This is a genomic window from Pediococcus siamensis (assembly GCF_047220215.1).
In the GTDB taxonomy this organism is placed as follows: domain Bacteria; phylum Bacillota; class Bacilli; order Lactobacillales; family Lactobacillaceae; genus Pediococcus; species Pediococcus siamensis.
Genome location: NZ_CP178375.1, coordinates 748,473 through 769,180, shown reverse-complemented (window position 1 = coordinate 769,180; position 20,708 = coordinate 748,473). Strand labels below are relative to the sequence as shown.

General features: G+C 41.0%; 20 protein-coding genes. 5 read left to right on the top strand and 15 right to left on the bottom strand.

Translation table 11 applies throughout. The features are described from left to right. From murD to mraZ, 6 genes are read right to left on the bottom strand one after another with little or no spacing between them, the layout of a single operon-like run. A complete protein-coding gene (gene murD, locus ACLJJ6_RS03735; RefSeq protein WP_412990086.1) occupies positions 1-1,377 on the bottom strand; it encodes a UDP-N-acetylmuramoyl-L-alanine--D-glutamate ligase in 1,377 nt (458 codons plus the stop codon). A gap of 40 nt (positions 1,378-1,417) precedes the next feature. Then, positions 1,418-2,386: a phospho-N-acetylmuramoyl-pentapeptide-transferase gene (gene mraY / locus ACLJJ6_RS03730; protein WP_412990084.1), complete on the bottom strand. Its 969-nt coding sequence runs from the start codon at positions 2,384-2,386 to the stop codon at positions 1,418-1,420. A 21-nt stretch (positions 2,387-2,407) separates the two neighbouring features. Then, positions 2,408-4,582, bottom strand: a complete 2,175-nt coding sequence (locus ACLJJ6_RS03725; protein ID WP_412990083.1) for a penicillin-binding transpeptidase domain-containing protein — start codon at positions 4,580-4,582, stop codon at positions 2,408-2,410. Continuing rightward, on the bottom strand, positions 4,579-4,968 hold the full coding sequence (ftsL, locus tag ACLJJ6_RS03720; RefSeq protein WP_412990082.1) for a cell division protein FtsL: 390 nt from the start codon (positions 4,966-4,968) through the stop codon (positions 4,579-4,581). Before ftsL ends, ACLJJ6_RS03725 begins: the two co-directional genes overlap by 4 nt. Positions 4,969-4,981: 13 nt before the next feature. After that, positions 4,982-5,929: a 16S rRNA (cytosine(1402)-N(4))-methyltransferase RsmH gene (rsmH, locus tag ACLJJ6_RS03715; protein ID WP_412990081.1), complete on the bottom strand. Its 948-nt coding sequence runs from the start codon at positions 5,927-5,929 to the stop codon at positions 4,982-4,984. 12 nt (positions 5,930-5,941) lie between these two features. Further along, a complete protein-coding gene (mraZ, locus tag ACLJJ6_RS03710) occupies positions 5,942-6,373 on the bottom strand; it encodes a division/cell wall cluster transcriptional repressor MraZ (protein ID WP_412990080.1) in 432 nt (143 codons plus the stop codon). Between the two features lie 334 nt (positions 6,374-6,707). Between mraZ and ACLJJ6_RS03705 the strand changes: the two genes are divergently transcribed. Continuing rightward, a complete protein-coding gene (locus tag ACLJJ6_RS03705; RefSeq protein WP_412990079.1) occupies positions 6,708-6,830 on the top strand; it encodes a DUF4044 domain-containing protein in 123 nt (40 codons plus the stop codon). 191 nt (positions 6,831-7,021) lie between these two features. Here the strand turns inward: ACLJJ6_RS03705 and ACLJJ6_RS03700 are convergent, their stop codons facing one another. The 5 genes from ACLJJ6_RS03700 to ACLJJ6_RS03680 all read right to left on the bottom strand — a co-directional run bounded on the left by ACLJJ6_RS03700 (position 7,022) and on the right by ACLJJ6_RS03680 (position 12,649). Further along, a complete protein-coding gene (locus ACLJJ6_RS03700; RefSeq protein ID WP_412990078.1) occupies positions 7,022-9,355 on the bottom strand; it encodes a DNA translocase FtsK in 2,334 nt (777 codons plus the stop codon). 39 nt (positions 9,356-9,394) lie between these two features. Beyond that, entirely contained in the window at positions 9,395-9,907 is a 513-nt protein-coding gene (locus tag ACLJJ6_RS03695) for a tRNA (cytidine(34)-2'-O)-methyltransferase (RefSeq protein ID WP_412990077.1), read from the bottom strand. Positions 9,908-10,142: 235 nt separating this feature from the next. Beyond that, complete coding sequence (locus tag ACLJJ6_RS03690) at positions 10,143-10,988, bottom strand: methyltransferase domain-containing protein (protein ID WP_412990076.1); 846 nt, start codon at positions 10,986-10,988, stop codon at positions 10,143-10,145. 150 nt (positions 10,989-11,138) lie between these two features. Then, positions 11,139-12,275: an AI-2E family transporter gene (locus ACLJJ6_RS03685; protein WP_412990075.1), complete on the bottom strand. Its 1,137-nt coding sequence runs from the start codon at positions 12,273-12,275 to the stop codon at positions 11,139-11,141. 17 nt (positions 12,276-12,292) lie between these two features. Next, a complete protein-coding gene (locus ACLJJ6_RS03680) occupies positions 12,293-12,649 on the bottom strand; it encodes a PTS glucitol/sorbitol transporter subunit IIA (protein ID WP_412990074.1) in 357 nt (118 codons plus the stop codon). A gap of 139 nt (positions 12,650-12,788) precedes the next feature. Between ACLJJ6_RS03680 and ACLJJ6_RS03675 the strand changes: the two genes are divergently transcribed. Both ACLJJ6_RS03675 and ACLJJ6_RS03670 read left to right on the top strand, forming a co-directional pair. Continuing rightward, positions 12,789-13,820: a lactonase family protein gene (locus tag ACLJJ6_RS03675; RefSeq protein ID WP_412990073.1), complete on the top strand. Its 1,032-nt coding sequence runs from the start codon at positions 12,789-12,791 to the stop codon at positions 13,818-13,820. Between the two features lie 21 nt (positions 13,821-13,841). Then, complete coding sequence (locus ACLJJ6_RS03670) at positions 13,842-14,483, top strand: copper homeostasis protein CutC (RefSeq protein ID WP_412990072.1); 642 nt, start codon at positions 13,842-13,844, stop codon at positions 14,481-14,483. Between the two features lie 188 nt (positions 14,484-14,671). Here ACLJJ6_RS03670 and mgtE read toward each other — a convergent pair whose 3' ends face one another. From mgtE to ACLJJ6_RS03650, 4 genes are read right to left on the bottom strand one after another with little or no spacing between them, the layout of a single operon-like run. Further along, positions 14,672-16,024 (bottom strand): magnesium transporter, encoded by a 1,353-nt coding sequence (gene mgtE / locus ACLJJ6_RS03665; RefSeq protein WP_412990071.1) that lies wholly within the window; start codon positions 16,022-16,024, stop codon positions 14,672-14,674. Between the two features lie 18 nt (positions 16,025-16,042). Next, entirely contained in the window at positions 16,043-16,948 is a 906-nt protein-coding gene (locus tag ACLJJ6_RS03660; RefSeq protein ID WP_412990070.1) for an RluA family pseudouridine synthase, read from the bottom strand. Next, a complete protein-coding gene (locus tag ACLJJ6_RS03655; RefSeq protein WP_412990069.1) occupies positions 16,938-17,744 on the bottom strand; it encodes an NAD kinase in 807 nt (268 codons plus the stop codon). The genes ACLJJ6_RS03660 and ACLJJ6_RS03655 overlap by 11 nt, the downstream gene beginning before the upstream one ends. 5 nt (positions 17,745-17,749) lie before the next feature. After that, positions 17,750-18,400: a GTP pyrophosphokinase family protein gene (locus ACLJJ6_RS03650; RefSeq protein ID WP_412990068.1), complete on the bottom strand. Its 651-nt coding sequence runs from the start codon at positions 18,398-18,400 to the stop codon at positions 17,750-17,752. 247 nt (positions 18,401-18,647) lie between these two features. On the opposite strand from ACLJJ6_RS03650, the gene ACLJJ6_RS03645 reads away from it, so the two are divergent. Further along, complete coding sequence (locus ACLJJ6_RS03645) at positions 18,648-19,262, top strand: DsbA family protein (protein WP_412990067.1); 615 nt, start codon at positions 18,648-18,650, stop codon at positions 19,260-19,262. A gap of 151 nt (positions 19,263-19,413) precedes the next feature. Next, positions 19,414-20,655 (top strand): ISL3 family transposase, encoded by a 1,242-nt coding sequence (locus ACLJJ6_RS03640; RefSeq protein ID WP_412988180.1) that lies wholly within the window; start codon positions 19,414-19,416, stop codon positions 20,653-20,655. Positions 20,656-20,708: the final 53 nt, after the last annotated feature.

Here is a 20,708-nt window from a genome sequence, read left to right as displayed (position 1 = left end):
TTACCCCTCCTCTCCACTTTCAAGTGCCTTTACTGCCTCAATAAATTCATCACCACGCACTTCAAATGTCGGATATTGATCCCAACTAGCATTCGCCGGTGATAGTAAAACGACATCGCCTGGTGCACTTAGTGTAAATGCTTTTAAAACGGCATCTTTTACTTTGGTGGCAAATTCAATTGTCGGCACCCCCGCCTGTTTAGCGGTTTCTGCTAACAAATTTTTGGTTTCGCCAACGAGCACAATTGCTTTCACATGAACTTTAAAATCAGCTTCCAATCTTTCAAAGGTGTACCCACGGTCTAAACCACCCGCAATTAACACTACCGGTTTCTTAAAGGAACGCAAGGCTACCTGTGTTGCCTCAATATCAGTCGCTTTAGAGTCATTATAGAAGTCTCGACCAGCAAAGGACTCAACATACTGCACCCGATGCTTAACTCCGCCGAAAGTCTTAAGTACTGACACAATCGCTTCATTGGATTGCCCGCTGATTTTGGCAACGGCAATGGCTGCTAAAGCATTCTCAACATTTTGAACACCAGGAACCTTGATGTCTTCAACGTTTATAATTTGTTCATCCCGAAAATACAAAAAGTCTCCTTTTTGATAGGCCCCCTGCGTACTTAAGCCCTGACGAGAAAACGGGACAACTTGAGCTTTGCTTTGTTGACTTAACTGTTGCCACTCTGGATTATCCCAATTGATGACAAGAAAATCTTCAGCGGTTTGATTTTTCGTAATGTGCATTTTGTCACGCACATAGTTTTCCCGACTGCCATGCCAATCTAAGTGGTTGGAGAAGATGTTAGTAATGACTGCAATGTGCGGTTTAAGCGTCGTAATGCTGGCAAGCATAAAACTAGATAATTCCGTAACCATCACATCATTTGATTGCACCTTTTGAACTACTGTGGTTGCGGGAATGCCAATATTACCTGCCAAATAAGCATGCCCACTAGGTCGATTTTTTTCCAACATCAACTGAATTAACGTTGTGGTCGTCGTTTTACCATTGCTACCAGTAATCCCAATCAGTTCGCCGCTGAGTACCTGAAAAGCTAATTCCGGTTCTGAAATGATGGGGATTTTTTTCTCCAGTGCCCCTTTAATAATTGGATTTGTATATGGGATTCCCGGATTTTTCACAATCATTTCAAAGCCTTCATCTAGCAGTGTTAATGGATGCCCACCGGTGATCACCTTAATGCCGTCTTCCAGTAAGGCCTGCGCATCCGGATTTTCGTCAAATGGCTTTGCGTCATTAACTGTCACTAGTGCCCCCAGCTTTTGGAGTAAGCGTGCTGCACTCACCCCGCTCTTAGCCAGTCCCAAAACTAATATCTTCTGATCCTCATACTTCGTCAAGTCTTTCATGTTATGCCCCTTCAAAATTCAATCCTTTTTAAAACACCATTTAACTTAGAATACCGATTAATGCTAAGATCGCGCCAATGAGGCCTACCGCCCAAAAAACAAGGTCCACTTTCCATTCACTCCAGCCCAACATTTCAAAATGGTGATGAATCGGACTCATTTTAAAAATCCGGTGTCCAGTGAGTTTAAAAGAAAGCACTTGTAAAATGACACTAGCCGTTTCACAAACAAATACAATGCCGATCAACAGTAAAGCAACCTCGTGATGAACTAAGATTGAAACTGCAGCCAGAGCTCCTCCTAACGCAAGCGACCCCATGTCACCCATAAAAATTTTGGCTGGTTTGTGGTTAAAAATAAAGAATCCTGCTAAAGCCCCAATAACAGCTAAACAAAAGACTAAGACATCATATTGTTTTTGAACCGCTGCGATAATCGCATAAGCTCCAAAGGCAATGATTGCCAGGCCACTAACTAAGCCATCAAGGCCGTCGGAAAGGTTAACGGCATTGGAAAAGCCAACCAACCAGAAGACCACAAACAAGATGAACCAAGCTCCCAATTGCCATTCACCTAAAAACGGAATGTTTAAGACACGTGCAAAGCCTTCATGCACGTAAACAAAATACAAGATAACGGCGCCAATAACCTGACCAAGAAATTTTTGCCAAGCTTTCAACCCTTCATTTTGCTTTTTCATTAACTTAATGCTGTCATCCCAGAAACCCAAAAGCCCGTACATAATCAAAATGAAGATCAAAATAAGGCCAGTTGCATTTAACTGATGACTGACAAGCTCAAAAATCAGACTGCTCAAACTAATGGCAATAATAAATATTAAGCCGCCCATTGTTGGGGTCCCTGATTTTTTTTCATGCCATTTCGGACCTTCCTCACGAATCATTTGTCCTTCGTTGCGTTTACGAAAATAATTAATAAACGATGGCATGGCAATGACGGTCATGAGAAAGCTCAAAAATACCGTTCCGAGTTGTTCAATTGCATTCATAATTAAGTTAAACTCCATTCTCTACTTTTGCTTTAATTTTACTGTTAGGGTCTGACCGCTTTGGATCAGTGTCCCTTTTTTAATTGACTGTGACTTCACAAAACCAGTTCCCGAAAAATCAGCCTGCATACCCACTAATTTGGTGAGTTTTAAGACATCATTTCTGGACCAACCTGACAAATCAGGCATCTTCATCTGACCGCTAGTAACTAAAATAACTCGCTGTCCAGCCAACATTTCTGTATTGGCACTTGGTGATTGCTGGGTAACAGTACCTGCATCTCCCAATACGGTTGCCGCGATATTTTTCTTTCCTAACTCCTTCACGGCATTATCCGAAGAATCGCCAATATAGCTGGAAATTGTTGTTTTACCCGATACCTGATTTTGAGCAGTTGAAGCATTCTCTCCCAGTGCTTGTTTCATGACAGGCCCAAAAATTTCATCTAATAGCTGGGTAGCCGTCTTATCTTCAGGAAGGGTTGGCTGCTTCATCGTAATGTACATAATATATTTAGGATTATTAGCCGGTACCATCCCCACAACAGAATAAAGATAACTATCATCTCCATTTAGGTAGGTTCCGTTTGAGCCTACCACTTGGGCAGTCCCCGTTTTGGCAGCCACACGGTAGCCTTTTATTTTAAAGTTTTGCCCAATTCCGTAACTCTTATAAACAACGTCTTGCATTAACTTGCGGACCTCTTTGGCGGTAGAACTTTTAATGGGGTGGCCAATCGTCTTGGTTTTCATACGGTAAGTTACTTTCCCATCACTAGTCACAATTTTCTTAATGTATTGCGGTTTTACCATCTTACCATTATTTGCAATCGCCGTGAATCCCTGTAACATTTGCATGTCCGTTACATCAATTCCCTGCCCAAATGCCGTATCGGCCTGATCAATCGGATAGCTAAACTGAATGCTACCAGTTGCTTCACCGTTTAACCCCGAATTTGTGCTTTGTAAAAACTTAAATCGATTAATGTATTTTTTCCAAGTTTTGGCGCCCATCTTTTGTTCCAAATGTGCCATCGCCACGTTACTTGATCGTGCAAATCCTTCTTCATAGGTAATAAGTCCCCAACCTGAAGTTTGCCAATCCGGGACTACCTGACCATCGATCTTATAAGTTCCTGACTTGTACTTTTCCTTAGCATTAAAATGGCCACTGTCAATTGCGGCGGCAGTAGTAAACACTTTCATGGTTGACCCAGGTTCAAACGTATCTTGAACGATCGCATTGTTCCAAGCCTTACTAATGCCATTTTTAGTGGTGGGGTTAAAGGTCGGCCGTTGTGAGGTTGCTAAAATTGCGCCCGTTTTGGCATTCATAATGGTTGCTGTCATTGACTTTGCATGCACTTGAGACTGAACCTTTGACATTTCTGTTTCTAACAGTGTCTGCAGGCGCGTATCTAAAGTTGTGTAAATGTTTTGCCCGTTAACTGCCGCCTTTTCTTCTTGTGAAGATGGCAACTGATAGCCAAACTTATCTTTTTGAATGGAACGCTGCCCGTCCGTTCCGGTCAGTTTTTGGTTAAAGGCACTTTCAATTCCCATGACCCCCTTTAACTGGGTCACGTCAGAATTTTTCTTTTGGGTTTGTGAAGTGATCCCAATCAAATTTGAAGCAAACGTGCCATTAGGATATAAACGGGCCTCTGACTGAATAAAATTAATTCCCGTTAATTTATAGGATTCGATTTTTTCCTTTGTGGCAACCGAGATATTTTTACCGGCCGTGCCAAATTCAACCTGAAAGGATTTTTTATTGCTTGGATTTAAAGCCTTTAGAACCTTTTTTTCACTAATAGGTAAATATTTAGCGAGGACTCTAGCGGTTTTCTTTTTATTAGTCACATAGAGCGGTTTCTTATTAGCGCCAACCTGCGTTTTATCCAAAACAGCATAAATCGAATAGGTGCTGGTATCTTCTGCAATCGGTTGTCCCGAAGCATCCAAAATAGAGCCGCGCTGTGCCTTCAACACCTTATTATCCGTATATAAACGACGGGCCTGTGAACTCAAATTGATGTGTTCTACAGTCCCGCCAATTGCAATATAGGAAAAACGTAGAATTAAAATCACAAAGAGGGCAATGGCTATGAAAAAAAGCCATTGACCGAACGCTCTTCGATTTTGGCTTGATTTATTATTGTCGTTCTTCTTTGAACGTTTTTCTTTTTTGTTCATTTATTAACATTCCTTATATTCTGAGTTGTCAGGCTTAGTCCGTACTGTTTGGCAATCTTGTTTAAGCGTGTACGACTCGAAAGCTGGTTCACTTCTTGCTTAAGATTACTGTTATCAGCAGATACTTTGGTAACTTGCGACTGTGTACTAGATAATTCATGTTGTGCGCTCGATAAAGTTATTTTACCAGAAACGACTACAATCATTAAGCCTGTCAAAATTATACCGCAGAATGTCATTAAGATTTTCTCAAATTTTGAAAATGGCAAAGATTTTGGAATGACAACCGACTTTGCCTTATGTATCGTCCCTTCTTTAAGGTCTGGTATTCGCCGTTTTACAGGTTTACTCGCTGGAAATGCTTCTGCTAAATTATTTTGTGCCATTATAAATCAGTCCCTATTTTATTTTTTCAATAACTCGGAGGCGCGCACTGTGCGCACGATGATTATGTGTTAACTCTTCCTTACTAGGTAAAATGGGTTTTCTAGTGACTAATTTAAAATGAGGTTCGAGTTCTTTAGGAACAACAGGTAACCCCGGAGGAAGCTCCGGTAAACTTGAATTTTCTTTAAAAATATTTTTTACTAGCCGATCTTCTAAGGATTGAAAAGTAATGACACTAATCCGGCCACCAACTTTTAATACCGTTAGTGCTTGCTCTAAAGAGGTTTCCAAAACGCCTAACTCGTTATTGACAGCAATGCGAATCGCCTGGAAAACACGTTTTGCCGGATGACCACCTGTACGACGAGCAGCAGCCGGAATGGCCTTTTTAATGAGCTCAACTAATTCACCAGTTGTCTGGATCGGGGAAACTTCGCGCTGACGCTCAATTTCACGTGCAATCTGCTTGGCGTAGCGCTCTTCACCATAGCGGAAAAAAATTTTTACTAAATCGGCATAAGACCATTCATTCACAACAATTTGCGCATTTAATTTGGCAGACTGATCCATCCGCATATCTAAAGGGGCATCATGTTGGTAGCTGAATCCTCGCTTAGCATCGTCCAGTTGTGGTGATGAAACCCCTAAATCATAGACAATCCCATCAACTTGTTGAACGCCGTGTTCAGCAAGATCTTGTTTAATATTTTTAAAATTATCTTCAATAAAAGTGACTTGTTTTTGATCTAAATATTTTTTTAGATGTTCTTGATTATATTTAATTGCCGTAACGTCCTGATCAAACGCATAAAGATGACCTTCATGACTTAATTTGCTCAAAATCAACTGGCTATGACCCCCACCGCCAAGCGTGCAATCAACGTAAATACCATTTTCTTTAGGATTTAGTTCATCAATTGCTTGGTTTAATAAAACCGTTGTATGTTGAAATTCACTCATTTTTTCATACTCCTACAGGCCAAAATCAATTAAATTTTCGGCAATATCATCAAAGTTTTCTTCAGTATCAGCAGTTACTGCGTTCCATTGATCCTCGTCCCAAATTTCAAATCGATTTGAAACACCAACTAAAACACATTTCTTAGTAAGTTTTGCATGTTCACGTAATTGCTTAGGAATATTAATACGCCCTTGCTTATCAAAGTTGCATTGGGTTGCATCCGCAAAAAGGAAACGGACAAACGCACGATTATTGCGTTTGTTAAGCGGTAATTTTTTTAAATTATCCTGAATATGCTGCCATTCTGATAAAGGATATCCAAACAAACAGCCATCCAGTCCGCGTGTAATCACAAAATCTGTGCCCAAATCTTCTCTAAACTTGGCCGGAACAATCAGACGCCCTTTTGAATCAAGTGAATGTTGATATTCGCCCATGAACATACTGATTGCCCCCTTCCTTTCGATTACAGACTTAGTTTACCACTTTGCACCACTACCTACCACTAATTTCAAAAACTATTTTAAAATACTTAATTTTTATCATTTTTAAGTTAAAAAAACGGTTTAATTTAAGTTCCATTATGACTCATAAAGCCCGACATATCAAGCTTTATGTTATTTTTAGGAAAGTAGTGGCTATATGGTGGGGATTTTTTTCGCTTTTGAAGGAATTTGTCAGCTTAAATGGGGAAATTTCGAAAACATTAGAAAAAAATTTGAAAAGTTAAATTCAACACGTTAGAATAGTGAGTAACATTTCGGAAAGTGGTGCCTTATGAATAAAAAGAAAAAGAGTACATTTCAAAAAGTCACGATGATTGTCGTTTGGATCATGATTATTAGTATGGTTGGTTCGGTTATTTTAACGGCCCTATCATCGCTAAACTTGTTAGGCTAAATTTAAAAACCGACAAAACCTATCACAAAATTCTGCATTAAAAAAGTGTGCCATTCTGACCAGAGTTATCTGGCCAAAACGGCACACTTTTTATGTTATTTAATTAACTCATTGAATCTAGGCATGTACGGATAATCGACGATCCGTGCCAGATTAGAAAAGTTTAGCTTTGTTTCTAATTTGAATCTTCGTCACTCTTTTTTTGTAAAGACTTGACGTGGTTTGCTTCCTTCTTGAGGACCTACTACCCCATTTGCTTCCAACTGATCTACAATCCGGGCCGCCCGGTTATAGCCAATTCGAAACCTTCGCTGCAACATGGAGGTGCTTGCTTTTTGCATTTCTGTTACCAGAGCAACGGCTTGATCATATAACTCATCTTTTTCTTCGCCACCAGCTTGTTCTTCTGCCTGCGCTTCTTCATCAGTGACAATCAAAGATTCATCATACGCGACTTTTTGTTGCTGTTTCACAAAATCGACCACAGCCTTCACGTCCCGGTCAGAAATAAACGCTCCTTGCACCCGTTCCGGTTTACTTTTTCCCATCGGATAATACAACATATCCCCACGACCAAGTAACTTCTCAGCACCATTAGCATCAATAATTGTCCGTGAATCCGTCCCACTGGCAACGGCAAACGCAATCCGTGAAGGCACATTTGCCTTAATCAAGCCGGTGACGACATCAACAGAAGGACGCTGGGTGGCAATAATCATGTGAATTCCTGCTGCTCGAGCTAACTGTGCCAAACGAATAATGGCATCCTCCACTGCATTTTGTGCGACCATCATCAAATCAGCTAATTCGTCAACCACGACCACGATATAAGGCAGATGGGGACGATTCTTGCCGTCCTTTTTATTTTCCTCAGTAATATATTGGTTGTAGGTCTTAATATTCTTTTGACCACTCTCGGCAAATAAATCATACCGGTGCTGCATTTCAGCAACCACTTTGTGCAACGCCCGAGCCGCTTTTTTCGGATTTGTCACGACAGGAGTCAGCAGATGTGGGATATCCTTATAAATACCCAGCTCGACTTTTTTGGGATCAATCAAAATAAACTTGACCTGATCAGGACGGGCATTCATCAGCAAACTTGTGATAATGACGTTAATCATCACCGACTTCCCACTTCCGGTCGCCCCCGCAATTAAGAGATGTTGCATACGCACAAGATCCGCTAAAACTAAGTTACCGGAGACATCACGTCCAATCGGAACCTGCAAAATGGCATCCGGATGTGGCGGTTGAGCTTCAATAATATCCCGAAAAGATACGGTGGCAATTTCCGTATTTGGCACTTCAATTCCAATTAAAGACTTTCCAGGAATCGGGGCTTCAATTCGGATATCCTTAGCTGCTAAAGCTAAAGCAATATCATCCGCCAACGCCACAATTTTGCTAACTTTCACACCGATGTCTGGATGCAGCTCATACTCCGTCACAGAAGGACCTAAACTCACACTTTCTACCGTTGCTTTAACACCAAAACTCGTTAACGTTTGCTGTAAAATCTTGGTATTTTTTTGGATGGTTTTATATTCTTGACTTTGATCCGTTTGCGGAATAGTTGTCAACAAACTTGATTGTGGCAATTTATAATTCGGATTAGCCGGCTCTTCCGCATTTTGAAAGGCGGTCTCAGTTATGTTTTCAACCTTTTCCTGAGTTTTTTGGGGAACCTTTTTTTCTTGTTCAGAAGCCACATGAATACTAGGTGCTGTGATTTTCTCTGAAGGCACTTGTTGAGCAGCCATCAACTCTTGCCCAGATACCGAAACAGTCGGGCTTTGTTGATCAGCTGTTGGCGTCTGTTTAGTGCTAGTCACCTCATGTTGTGTGCGCGCTTGGCGGGTATGCCACTTAGTTTGAATATACGCACCGAAGTGGGATAAGCCCGTCTTCAACGTCGCCACACCCGCTTTGATCAGTTGGGCGACAACCTGGAGCACCTTATCCATTGGGATTCCTAAGAAAATTGCGCCTCCTAAAATAATCATTAACCAACCTAAAAACAAGCTCCCAATTTCGGAAAAACAAAAATCAGTGATCGTATAAATTAAGCTTCCGAGCATACCGCCTCCCACCGGTTCCCCAATCGAGGCGTAACGAAAAGCATCCGAAAGTGCCTGCCACGTGGTGGTAATAAAATGATTATGCTGATTTGCCTGTACAAAGAAATGCGTAGTGACCACTAGAATGGCGCCCAGATAAAGCAAGCTTCCTCCGGTCAGATAGTGCAAATATTTTTTAAATTTGGGCTCTTTTCCCGTAATGAGCAATACTGCACCATAAAATCCAAAAATCACAAGCAGCACTTGAAAGGTATCACCTGTAAGGAGACGGAAAACATTTGCCACCAAAACGCCTATATAACCGAGCGAAAAATAGCCAATTAGTGCTAATAAAACAAATATTCCGCCCAAAAAATTTTTCGATTGGATAATTTTTTGCCACTCATTTTTTCGTGAACGGCGTCGTTTTCTGCCAGTCTTCTTTCTCTTTTGTTTTGTTGCCACTGTTGCTCCCCCTTTCTATCTAAAATAGCGATCTTCCAGTTACTTTAATTTATCATTTTCATAGTGATGAACCCGTTGCAATCCTGGAAAAGCCTGTTGTCGCAATGCTTCATAAATCACAATGGCGACACTATTAGATAAATTCAAGGCTCGAATATGATCATCATCTTGGGGAATACGAATCGCTTTTTCTGGAAATTGCCGCATAAAGGGTTCAGGGAGCCCGGTCGTTTCTTTACCAAACAGGAAATAATGATCTTTGTTTTGGTCATGATAATCCACATCCGTATAATCGTGATCAGCAAATTTAGACACTAAATACAGATTATTTAAATCAGGAACAGAATCAATAAACTCTGGTAAGTTGTCATGTAAGACCAGATCGACATCTTTCCAATAATCTAATCCCGCCCGTTTCAAATGCTTGTCATCAATTGAAAAACCAAGCGGTTTGATTAAATGCAAAACGGAGTCTGTTCCAGCACAAGTCCGCGCGATATTACCCGTATTTGCCGGCATTAAAGGTTCAAAAAGTACAATGTGATTTGTCATTTTCAATCTCACTCTCATTAAAATTAAAAGCTATCCAAAAGCTATCATACTGCTACTATTTTCTTACAACAACAAAAAAAGCGTAGACACTCGGTGTAGGCACGGCGAGCTTCTACGTTAAATGAAGTACAACTTGCTAAGCACCAACGATTTCTCGATGTCACTTAGCAACCGATTTCTTATTGATATTAACACCAATAAATAAATTTTGCAAATTCTTAAAAAGCGCTCCAATTCAAGCTGTAATCCCCTTTAGCAGGGTTACATCCACAGTGACGTGGGTTAACCCAGAGCTTTTTGCTTGACTTAGTTTCTCACTTGTCGCTCCCCAGTGCAGTGGTGTCATTTGAATCAAGTCTGGCAATAACTGCGGCGCAAAATTGAAAGTATAATGAAGCGGAATTACCTCAGCTTGGGGAAAATGAGCTTTAAATAGTGCCACGACATCATTATTTTGATAACTCGCATGCTTACTTTCTTTTGCATACAGCAACTGACGCAATTCGCCTAAGTACCCCGAGTTGGGAACGACTTTTAGAAGCTGGCCACCAGGCTTGAGGACGCGCTGAAATTCGTCATAAGCGGAGGGCGAAAAAAGATCTAAAATCGTGGTAAATTGTTGTGCTTGAAAGGGTAGCTTAGCTAAATCAGCAATACAAAAGAAGGCGTTCGAGTCCAACTGCGTAGCCAGATTAATTCCCGCTTGCGAAATATCAAAACCAACCGCGGTCGCATTTTTCACCTGGGTTAAAGTTTTTTGCAGCGGTGTGCCTTCACCTGACCCGACATCCAAAATCACCTCATCGTCACCCATCTGTCTACTAAAAGCCTTACAAATGGGATCAAACAGCCCGGCCGTCAATATACGTCTTCGTGAAGCCAGCATCTGGGCATCATATTCGCTTTTAACAGCATGATTCAAAAAGTAAAGCGTTCCTTTTTTAGAAATATCAATCATATGGTGATTAGGGCAACCAATACTACCTTGGTCAACATGGTCATAGCCAAGTTTGCAAACTGGACATCGAAATAAATTTAAATGTTGCTGGACAAACTGAACGCCTTTTTCTCTTTTTTTCACTTTTAATTACCTCATTAAAACGAACTCAAATTTTCTTTATTAGTTGTTTTACCTGCAATTTCCATCGCAATAAGAAAGCCCCAAGCACAACTGTTTTTGCCGCCAGTTGGTTTGTGGCTTTCACGAATGAAATTAATTTTACTGAATCACTTATTCATATCCGCCATTTTGGCGCTTATACCAACGAAAGAGATGGGTCAAAATAACTTTAGAGACCGCATATACTGGGATTCCAAAAATAACGCCTAGAACTCCAAACATTCGTCCAGAAGCTAACAGGACGATCAAAATGGTAACAGGATGAATTCCCAGGTTAGTCCCTAAAATTAATGGCGAGATCAGACGTCCCTCAATGGTTTGCTCAATTGCAAAGACAATTAAGACCTTAACCAACATCCAAGGAGAAATAAAAGCGGCCAAAACCACCGAGGGCACCATTGCCAAAAATGACCCTAAGTAAGGGATCAAGTTAAGCACTCCCGCCGTAATCCCCAAAGTTAAGGCAAACTTTAGGCCAATGATTGCGTAGCCAACGAAAAACATCACTGCCACACAGAATGCAACGATCAATTGTCCGCGAATATAGCCACTCAATTTTCCGTTAATTTCACCCAAAGTATTTAAAAAGCCGGAACGCTTTTCGATCGGCAAAAAGTGAGCTAAATATTTAGGCAATTGATGGCCATCCTTAAGCAGATAAAACAGGATAAACGGCATTGTGATAATACCAACAACGATTTTGGTAATCGAACTGATTACGCCACTGACGGAACTAAAGGTCTGATTTGCAAACGAACTTGCCCATTTAGAGAAGGAATTCGTCGTCGATTTACTAATTTGGTCAAATTCTTTTTGAAACTGCCCTAACCGCGGATCATTTAGCCACGCCTCAACCTGATCAACTAAGTGATTCCAATAAGCCGGCCAGTTTTCCAAAAAGTCAGAGGCTTGATTGCGGATAACCGGAATTAAGGCGATGATCCCCCACGCGAGCAGTAAAACCACGACCACAAACAATCCGCTGATCGTCCACACACGATTCACGTGATACTTTTTTTCTAACCGGTCAACTAAGGGATTGAATAGATAAAACAAAACACCCGCCAGAACAATTGGTAAGGCAACAATATCAGCAAAATCACTGATTGGTTGAAAAAACCAGGTCACCTTTGAAAATACCCATATAATCGATAAACACAGGAGCACAATTAATAAATTGACAACGACCCGATTATTTAGGATTAATTTTGTAAACCACGTTCTCCAAGTTTCTTTTTGTGTTTTCAAAAAATCACCACGCAATCTTAAAAGATATAAGTTATTTTATCTCCAACGGAAAAACCTGGAAATCTCTCTGGTGTTAAGTAAATTGCACTTTGTAAAGGCGTATCTGGAACCGGCTCAAAACAAAAAGTGGCGTGGCCAACCCCGTTTAGATTTGCATTTACTAATTTGCCACAAAAAGTGACTTCAAATGACAGATCGCGAACTTTGATCTTCGAGCCCCGTCTCAAGTTAATTTCGGGATGTGTTGCCGTAAATTTCTGAATAACAGCAACATCTTTAAGATTATGTGTTGCTTCAGGTCCAAACAGAATTACGAGCGGATCATTTTCAACAATGGCATTTTTACCAATTGCCACAATTTCAGATGTAACCATGTGTACCCTCTCCTTACAACTAATAGTTGTTTACATTGTAGCATAGTCATAATCAAGAGATAAAGAAAATGGAAGCGGACCCAAGACATTTCGAAGTGTGATATACTCAATTATTAGAGATCATAAGGAGGTCCTAAAATTGAAAGAGAAATTCTTTATTGGCACATACACTAAAAAAACTAGTCACGGTGTTTATGAAATGACGTTGGACACTGAAAAAAAAGCATTAGTCAATCTAAACGTCGTGGCCGAACTTGGTAACCCTACTTACCTCGCACAATCAAAACAAAACTTCTTGTACACCGTGGACCAACAAGGTGATCAAGGTGGCGTTGGCGTTTTAAATCTTAACAAAAAACCAGCGGCCGTTGTGCAACACGCAGTTACACCAGGAAATTCGCCTGCTTATGTAGCCGTTGATGAAACTCGTCAGTTGGTTTATAGTTCCAATTATCATTTAGCTACCGTAACCGTTTATAAAATCCAGTCTGACGGCTCACTTAGCCAAACTGACGTCGTAACGCATACCGGCAGTGGTCCTAAGCCTGAACAAGCAGATGGCGCTCATGTGCACTTCAGTGGCTTGACTCCTGATAACCGGCTGGTTGTTTGTGATCTTGGTACCGACGAAGTATATACTTACGACGTTTCTTCAGATGGCAAACTTAGTGAAGTTGCGCGTTACAAGACTAAAGCCGGCTTTGGCCCTCGTCATATTGTTTTTGCTCATCAGGGAACCAAAGCTTACTTAGCTGGCGAACTTGGGAGTGCCGTTGAAGTGTTAGACTACGACACCAAATCCGGGAAATTTAGTCACGTGCAAAGCCTAAGCACGATCCCCCCATCTTGGGATAAACATAACGGTGCCGCAGCTATAAAAATCAGTCAAGATGACCGTTTTGTCTATGTTTCTAATCGTGGCTACGATTCTTTAGCCGTTTTTGAAATCAAATCAGATGGTTCTTTGGCCTTAATTCAAAACATCTCTGTTGAAGGCAGCTTTCCCCGCGATTTTTCATTAGATCCAACTGAAAATTACGTGGTTTGTGCTAACCAAAACACGGATAATCTCACTTTGTTTGCGCGATCAACGGATTCTGGTAAACTAAGCTTATTGGAAAAGGACGTTGCTGTTCCTGAAGGTGTCTGCGTCTTATTCGACCAAGCCTAATATACTAAGGAGTTTTCTTTTATGATCATCAAAGAAGTTGCTGTTGAAAATTTTACCAAGGTTCCCCAAGCAATCCGTTCGGGAGCTAATCGGATTGAACTCTGTGACAACCTAGCCGTTGGCGGAACAACGGTCAGCAAGGGCGTTATGGCAGAAACACAAAAGTATGCTAACGAGCACCACGTCCCCGTTATGGCCATGATCCGTCCCCGTGGCGGTAATTTTGTTTACACGGATACGGAACTCAAGATTATGGAAGCTGACGTTTTTCAAGCCCAAGCCTTGGGGGTCGACGGTGTCGTTTTCGGTGCCTTGACCAAAGCCGGCGATCTTGACACTGAAGCCCTTGAAATGTTGATCGCCGCTGCTGGAGGAATGCAAATCACCTTTCACATGGCCTTCGACGCCATCCCAGTTGCTAAGCAAACTGCAGCAATTGACTGGCTGGCTACGGCGGGTATCGATCGCATTTTGACCCATGGCGGGCCTTTAGAAACGGCGATTGAATCTAACTATCAAAATCTTAAACAAAGTATCCAAGCTGCAAATCAGCGACTCATCATTTTACCGGGTGGTGGGATTACAGCACAAAACGTAAAAGAAGTTACCACTGCTTTACAGGTAAAAGAAGCACACGGCACCAAAATTGTTGGTGTTCTCTAATCAATAAAAAAGGAATTGGGAGCAAATTGCCCCAATTCCTTTTTTATAACGGTGACTTCACGGACCTTCCTCTGGACCCACCTTCGCTTAGAACTTCTGCACTTAGAACGGCACAATTACGTCCGTTCAAATGCAGACTTTTGCTTTTAGTAACATAAAAAAGAACTCGCAGCTTTACCACCAGTTCCTCAATGCCCATACATTTGAAGAAAATATTGAGCAATATTGAAATAAATTAAAACGCTGGTAAGATCGCTTAACGTCGAAATAAAAGGCCCACTTGCGACTGCCGGATCGACCCCTAATTTTTCCATACCAATGGGGATGATACTTCCCGCAAGGTTAGCCACAAAAATTGCGCTCGCCATTGCAGCCCCGACGATTCCACCGAGAACCAAATCTTGCTTCCAAAAGCCAACCATGAGCCAAACGCAAACGCCAGTTACCACACCGATAATGATTCCCGTTGCGACCTCATTTAGTAAAAGCCGCGTAATCTTTAGGTGGCTATTCATTGCTAATCGACGGACAGCCACCGCCAAGCTTTGTGTACCGGCATTCCCTGCCGTTCCGGTAATCAAAGAGATAAACACAGCCAGGACACTCATCTGCGAAAGTAAGGTATCGAAGTGATTAATTAACGTTGCGGTCAGCATCCCTAAAAATAGTAATGTAATCAGCCACGGTAGTCGTTTAAAAGCTGTTTGAAAAGGATTGTGGGAAATTGTTTGGGTATCGACACCCGCCAAATGAGAATAATCCTCTGCCGATTCTTCATCAATAACATCAATAATGTCGTCAACCGTAATGATTCCGACAATTTTCTCGGCCTCATCGACAACTGGAATCGCAACAAAATTATAATCACGAACCTGCTCGGCAATTGCTTCCTGGTCTTCATTGACATCAACGGCTAAAACCCGGGTAATCATAATGTCTTTAATCGCTTCATCATCAGGATGTGTAATCAAATCACGTACGGACAAAACGCCAACGAGCACGCCTGCTTCATCGATCACGTAGATATAGGTAATCAATTCTGCTTCTTGGGCTTCTCTTTTCACTTGATGCATCGCCGAACCAACGCTCAAGTCTTCCTTGACAGCAATAAATTCCGTTGTCATCAAGGAACCGGCCGATTCATCTTCATAGTGAATCAAGTTACGTACCTGTGCTGCCTCCCCCGTTTGCATGAGGTTTAAATATTTTCGCCGTTTAAGCGGTCGCATATCTGCTAAAATGTCCACCACGTTATCCATGTACATTTCCCTTAACAGGCGTGCCACATACGCGGGTGGCATCTCATCTAGATACTTTCCAGCTTCGACAGGATCCTCCTCCGTATCGTCAAAAACATTAGCTAGTTCTTCAGGAGTTAAATAGCTATAAATAATTTTCCGTTGCGCTAAGCTAAAGTTTTCAAATAATTGGCTCTGTTCGTAGCCGTGCAAACTTAAAAAAAGTTTGCGAAATTTTTTACGATTGTTTTTAGTCAAACTGGCGGCCAGTTCAATTTGAATTTTTTCTAATTCTTCTGTCACAGTTCTTCCTCCGCTCTCCTAAAGATTGCGAGTTTCCTGTTCTAAATAGGCGGCCATATCCTTAGGCAATGGCGCCATAATCCTAATTTTTTGATTTGAAAAAGGATTGAAAAAAGAAATTGCTGCGCAGTGCAAAGCTTGCCGTTGCATGTATCCTTGACAAGTTCCGCCATACAACACATCGCCAACTAGCGGGTGCCCTAACGCCGAAAAATGAACCCGAATCTGGTGCGTGCGCCCTGTGTGAAGTTGCACACAGACTAAAGTCGAGGCGCGTAAGGATTGGTTTACCCAGTATTCCGTAATTGACCGTCGCCCCGTCCCATTAGCACTAATTTGACGTCTAATAAACGATTGCGGTTCACGCGAAATGGGCAAGTCAATAACCCCGTGCCGCTGGCTAAGATGCCCCTGCACAATTGCAATATAGCTTTTTTTAATTTGATGTTGCTTTAACTGTTTATCAAGGATTGAATGGGCAAAATGGTGCTTAGCAAAAATCACTAACCCCGAAGTATCCCGATCCAGTCGGGTCACCACATGGGTAACCTGACTTTCATAATTTTGTCGCTGATAATAGCCTTTGACGCGGTTAACCAGTGTATCATTCGGGTACAGGTGTGAAGGCACCGTCGCCATATACGCAGGTTTATTGACCACCAAAAAATGCTCGTCTTCATAACAAATCTCAATTGGTTGATCAGAAGTCGCAACATGATCGTTGGCGATTTCTGGAGGTAGTGTTAAAGAAAGTGTGTCTCCCGTGACCACCTCTTCGAAAACGCGTGCTGGCTGCCCATTACTTTCAATTTTACCGCCATGGTATTTAATTCCTTTTAAAAGTGTCCGTGAAACGCCTTGTTGCGCTAAAAAAGTTCGGATTTTCTCCGGACTTTCTACTGCTACCTGCCAGCTAATTTTCATTATCATCACCAATAAAGGCATTACGCACACGATTCCAGAACCCAGTATGCCGGTATTTGGCAAAATTGATTTTCTGCTCACCGATACGATATTCGATTTGTTCAATGGGTGAATTGAACACGTTAACCTGATCAGCCGTGAAATTAAAGTTGCCGCCATGCGCAGGACGAATCGTAATCCATTCATCCGGAGCTAAAATGACGGATGCTCCCAATGTTCGAAAAACGCGATTGTTAATAGACGCAATTTCTGCCATTTGCAGCACCTCAAGCTGGGGATGGACCACAGCGCCACCAACTGAACGATTATAAGCCGTTGAGCCTGTTGGTGTAGAGATACACAAACCATCCCCGCGAAACCGCTCAAACAGTTTATCCTTTAAATAAACATCGGCGACTAACGTTGAAGAAACTTTTTTGATCGTCGATTCATTTAACGCATGATATCTTTTAGGATGGTTATCCCCAACAAAAGTGACATCAACATCCAAAATGGGATAACTAATGCACTCACCGTTATCTGCTTTAATCGCCTTAATTAGTTCATCAACCTCATAATCACGCCAATCGGTATAAAAGCCCAAGTGTCCCGTATGAATCCCGATAAAACGCACGTGGGCTAGCTGGTCTTGATAACGCTGAAAGGCAGACAAAAAAGTGCCATCCCCACCGACTGAGATGACGATGTCCGGGTGCTCATTGTCAACCGTAATTTGATTTGCTTTTAGTTTTTCTGCCAATTGGTCAGCAATATTTTGGGCGTTATTGGCGACTGTACTATAAACCGCTACTTTCATTTTTATCAGTCCTTATGTGATCCGTAAACATTATGGTCGGAGCGTTCACGAGAGAATAATTTCTGTGCTTCTTGAATTTCCTCTCTAATTTCTGACATTTCCTCATCCAAAGAAAAAGCCGCTTCGGAAGCGCGTTGGAGCCGTTCACTTAACTCTTTAGGAAATTCTCCTTGGTATTTATAGTTCAGTGAATGTTCAATTGTGGCCCAAAAATTCATGGCCAGAGTCCTAATTTGAATTTCTGCTAAAATCTTTTTTTCCCCAGAAATCAATTGGACTGGATACTCCACTACAATATGGTAGGAACGATACCCACTTGGCTTCTCGTTATTAATGTAATCTCGCTCTTCAATAATGGTCATGTCAGTTCGCTTGCGCAGAAGATCAACGACTTGATAGATATCCTCAACGAACTGACACATCACGCGAACGCCGGCAATATCTTGCATATCCTGTTCCAGACGATCCTCACGAACCTGACGGCGAACCATCTTTTCTTTAATACTGGAAACTGGTTTTACCCGACCCGTCACAAATTCAATCGGGCTTTGCTGATCGTGGTTTTGGAATTGTTTACGAATTCCACGTAATTTAATTTTTAATTCATCGACAGTTTGTTTGTATGGTAATAAAAATTGATCCCAATTTTCAATCACGGATTTTGCCTCACTTTTTAAACACTAAAGTCAATTTTAGCATAAATTGACTTGTTATTCTGCTGAAACGCCATCTGTAAATTTTTAAAGCACTTTTCTTTACCTTTACCTCCGAAATAAGCTAAGATACAGCTGAATTAAAATTTAGAAAACAATTTATTTGCTATTTTTTGAAAATTTGGTAAAGTCAATACTGTTGTTCCTTAAAAATGCAAACTAAAATTATTTTTTGTTGGAGGAGAGTTTAATGCTTGATGTCTATTTGTTCGTGACACCATGGGGAAGCCAATGTATGAAATCTGAAAAAGTGATGATGGAGTTTGTCCATAATGTGGATCAAAAGGTCTGCTTTCAGATTATTCCCATGCTGAATATGCAAATTATTCAAGATTACCTGCACAGTGCTCATAACCAAAGCTACCAAAACTACAATGAATTATCTGAGGACATGTATCACATGATTCTGGATTACAAAGCGGCTTTGTTCCAATGCAAACGTGACGGGCGCACATTTTTAAAGTTGATTCAAGAAAAAATCAATCAGCAAGAAGTTCCCTATTCCAAGGCGCTGGGTAGTGAAATTGCCAAACAAGCACATCTAGATTTAGAAATGTTTGAAAATGATCGCCGTTCGCAGCTAGCAAAGGATTCCTTTAAAGCCGACCAGCAAACCGCAATCGAAATGAACGTGTCCACTTCGCCTTCTGCCGTTATTTTTAACGATGAAAGTGATGAATGCGGTATTCTAGTTGAAGATTTCAATGACGATATCCTTCAACAGATTTGCCAAGATAGCGATTGTCCTTTATCAGCTTCCATTAGTTTCTCTAACCCAACCATTTCATTCCCACACGTTTTATAAACAAAGGCCATGAAATAATAAAAGATTGGGTCTACACTTTCTGGTATTGGTGAATAACTGATACCAGTTTTTATTTTGAAAAAAAAAAGGACATTTGCCCTCTTTGTGTTACGATTTAATCGCCTAATAAAATCGAAAAGAGGAAAAACAAATGTCCCTAACTAATTCTATCCTAAGCCTATTCGAAATAACAGACCCTAATTTAACTGTAACTGAGATTACTAAGGAACATTATCCCAATGGGCAACACGTTCATGTCGTTCACGCTATCCTTTCCTATCAACTTTTAAAATGTCCTCATTGTGGCCATAAATCTCTAATCAAAAATGGAACTCACATTGGCCATCTAAGATTGGGAACCTTATCAGGTGGACGTTATGAGATGCAGCTAAAACGACAAAGATATCAATGTAAACGGTGTTTAAAAACCTGTGGTGCTCAAACTAACCTCGTTAAACGTAATGAAACTTTTACGCATAATGTGAAACATCAAGTAATTGTTCTGGCTCGGGATATGCTGACCAGTAAAGAAATCGCTAAGATTTGTGGGATTTCACCAAGTAGTGTTCAACGCATTTTAAATGCGAATATTCACTTAGCTTATCGTGTTAAAACACTCCCCCAAAATCTTTGTTTTGATGAATTCCGTTCCTGTAATCATCTAATGTCCTTTAACTGTTGCGATGCCGTTAGTCATCGCCGCATTGTGATTCTTAAGGATCGCCTTAGTAAGGATATCATTGATTACTTTGAAGCTCGCTATTCAGTTCAAGAACGTATGAAAGTTCAAACAATCACCGTTGATATGAATGCTGAGTATGCTGGCTTTATTCATCGGTTATTTCCTAAGGCAATAACCATCATTGACCGTTTCCACATTATTCAACTTGCCGGTCGGGCACTGGATAACGAACGTACACGTGTGATCCATACTTTTCAAGATAAGCATTCCCGAGTTTATCGCATTCTAAAATCTCAATGGCGTTTGTTCCATTTGGCAGAAGAAAAGGTCAATGATACTAAACTTATCTATTTACACGGTATCAACGAATACATGACCCAACAGAACGCCATTGACCTAGCCTTAGATGAATTTCCAGAATTTAAAACTGTGTATCAAACCTATCAAGGAATTCTAACAGCCATTCAACAAAAAGATGCGGTTGGATTTAAAACCTTGATTGCCAACTACAAGGCGGCTGGCAACCAAATGGATATTACTATCTCAACTTTAATAAAGAATGGTCCTGCTGTTCTCAATAGTTGTCGTTATCCGTATTCCAACGGTCCTATTGAAGGACTAAATCGTAAAATTAAGGTGTTAAAGCGTAGCTGTTTTGGTTTTCAAAATATTCATAACTTTTTCATTCGTATCAGTTTAATTTATGCGTAAACAAAAAAAGCACATTCACCGAAGTGAACATGCTTTTCAAAAATCTCCACCAA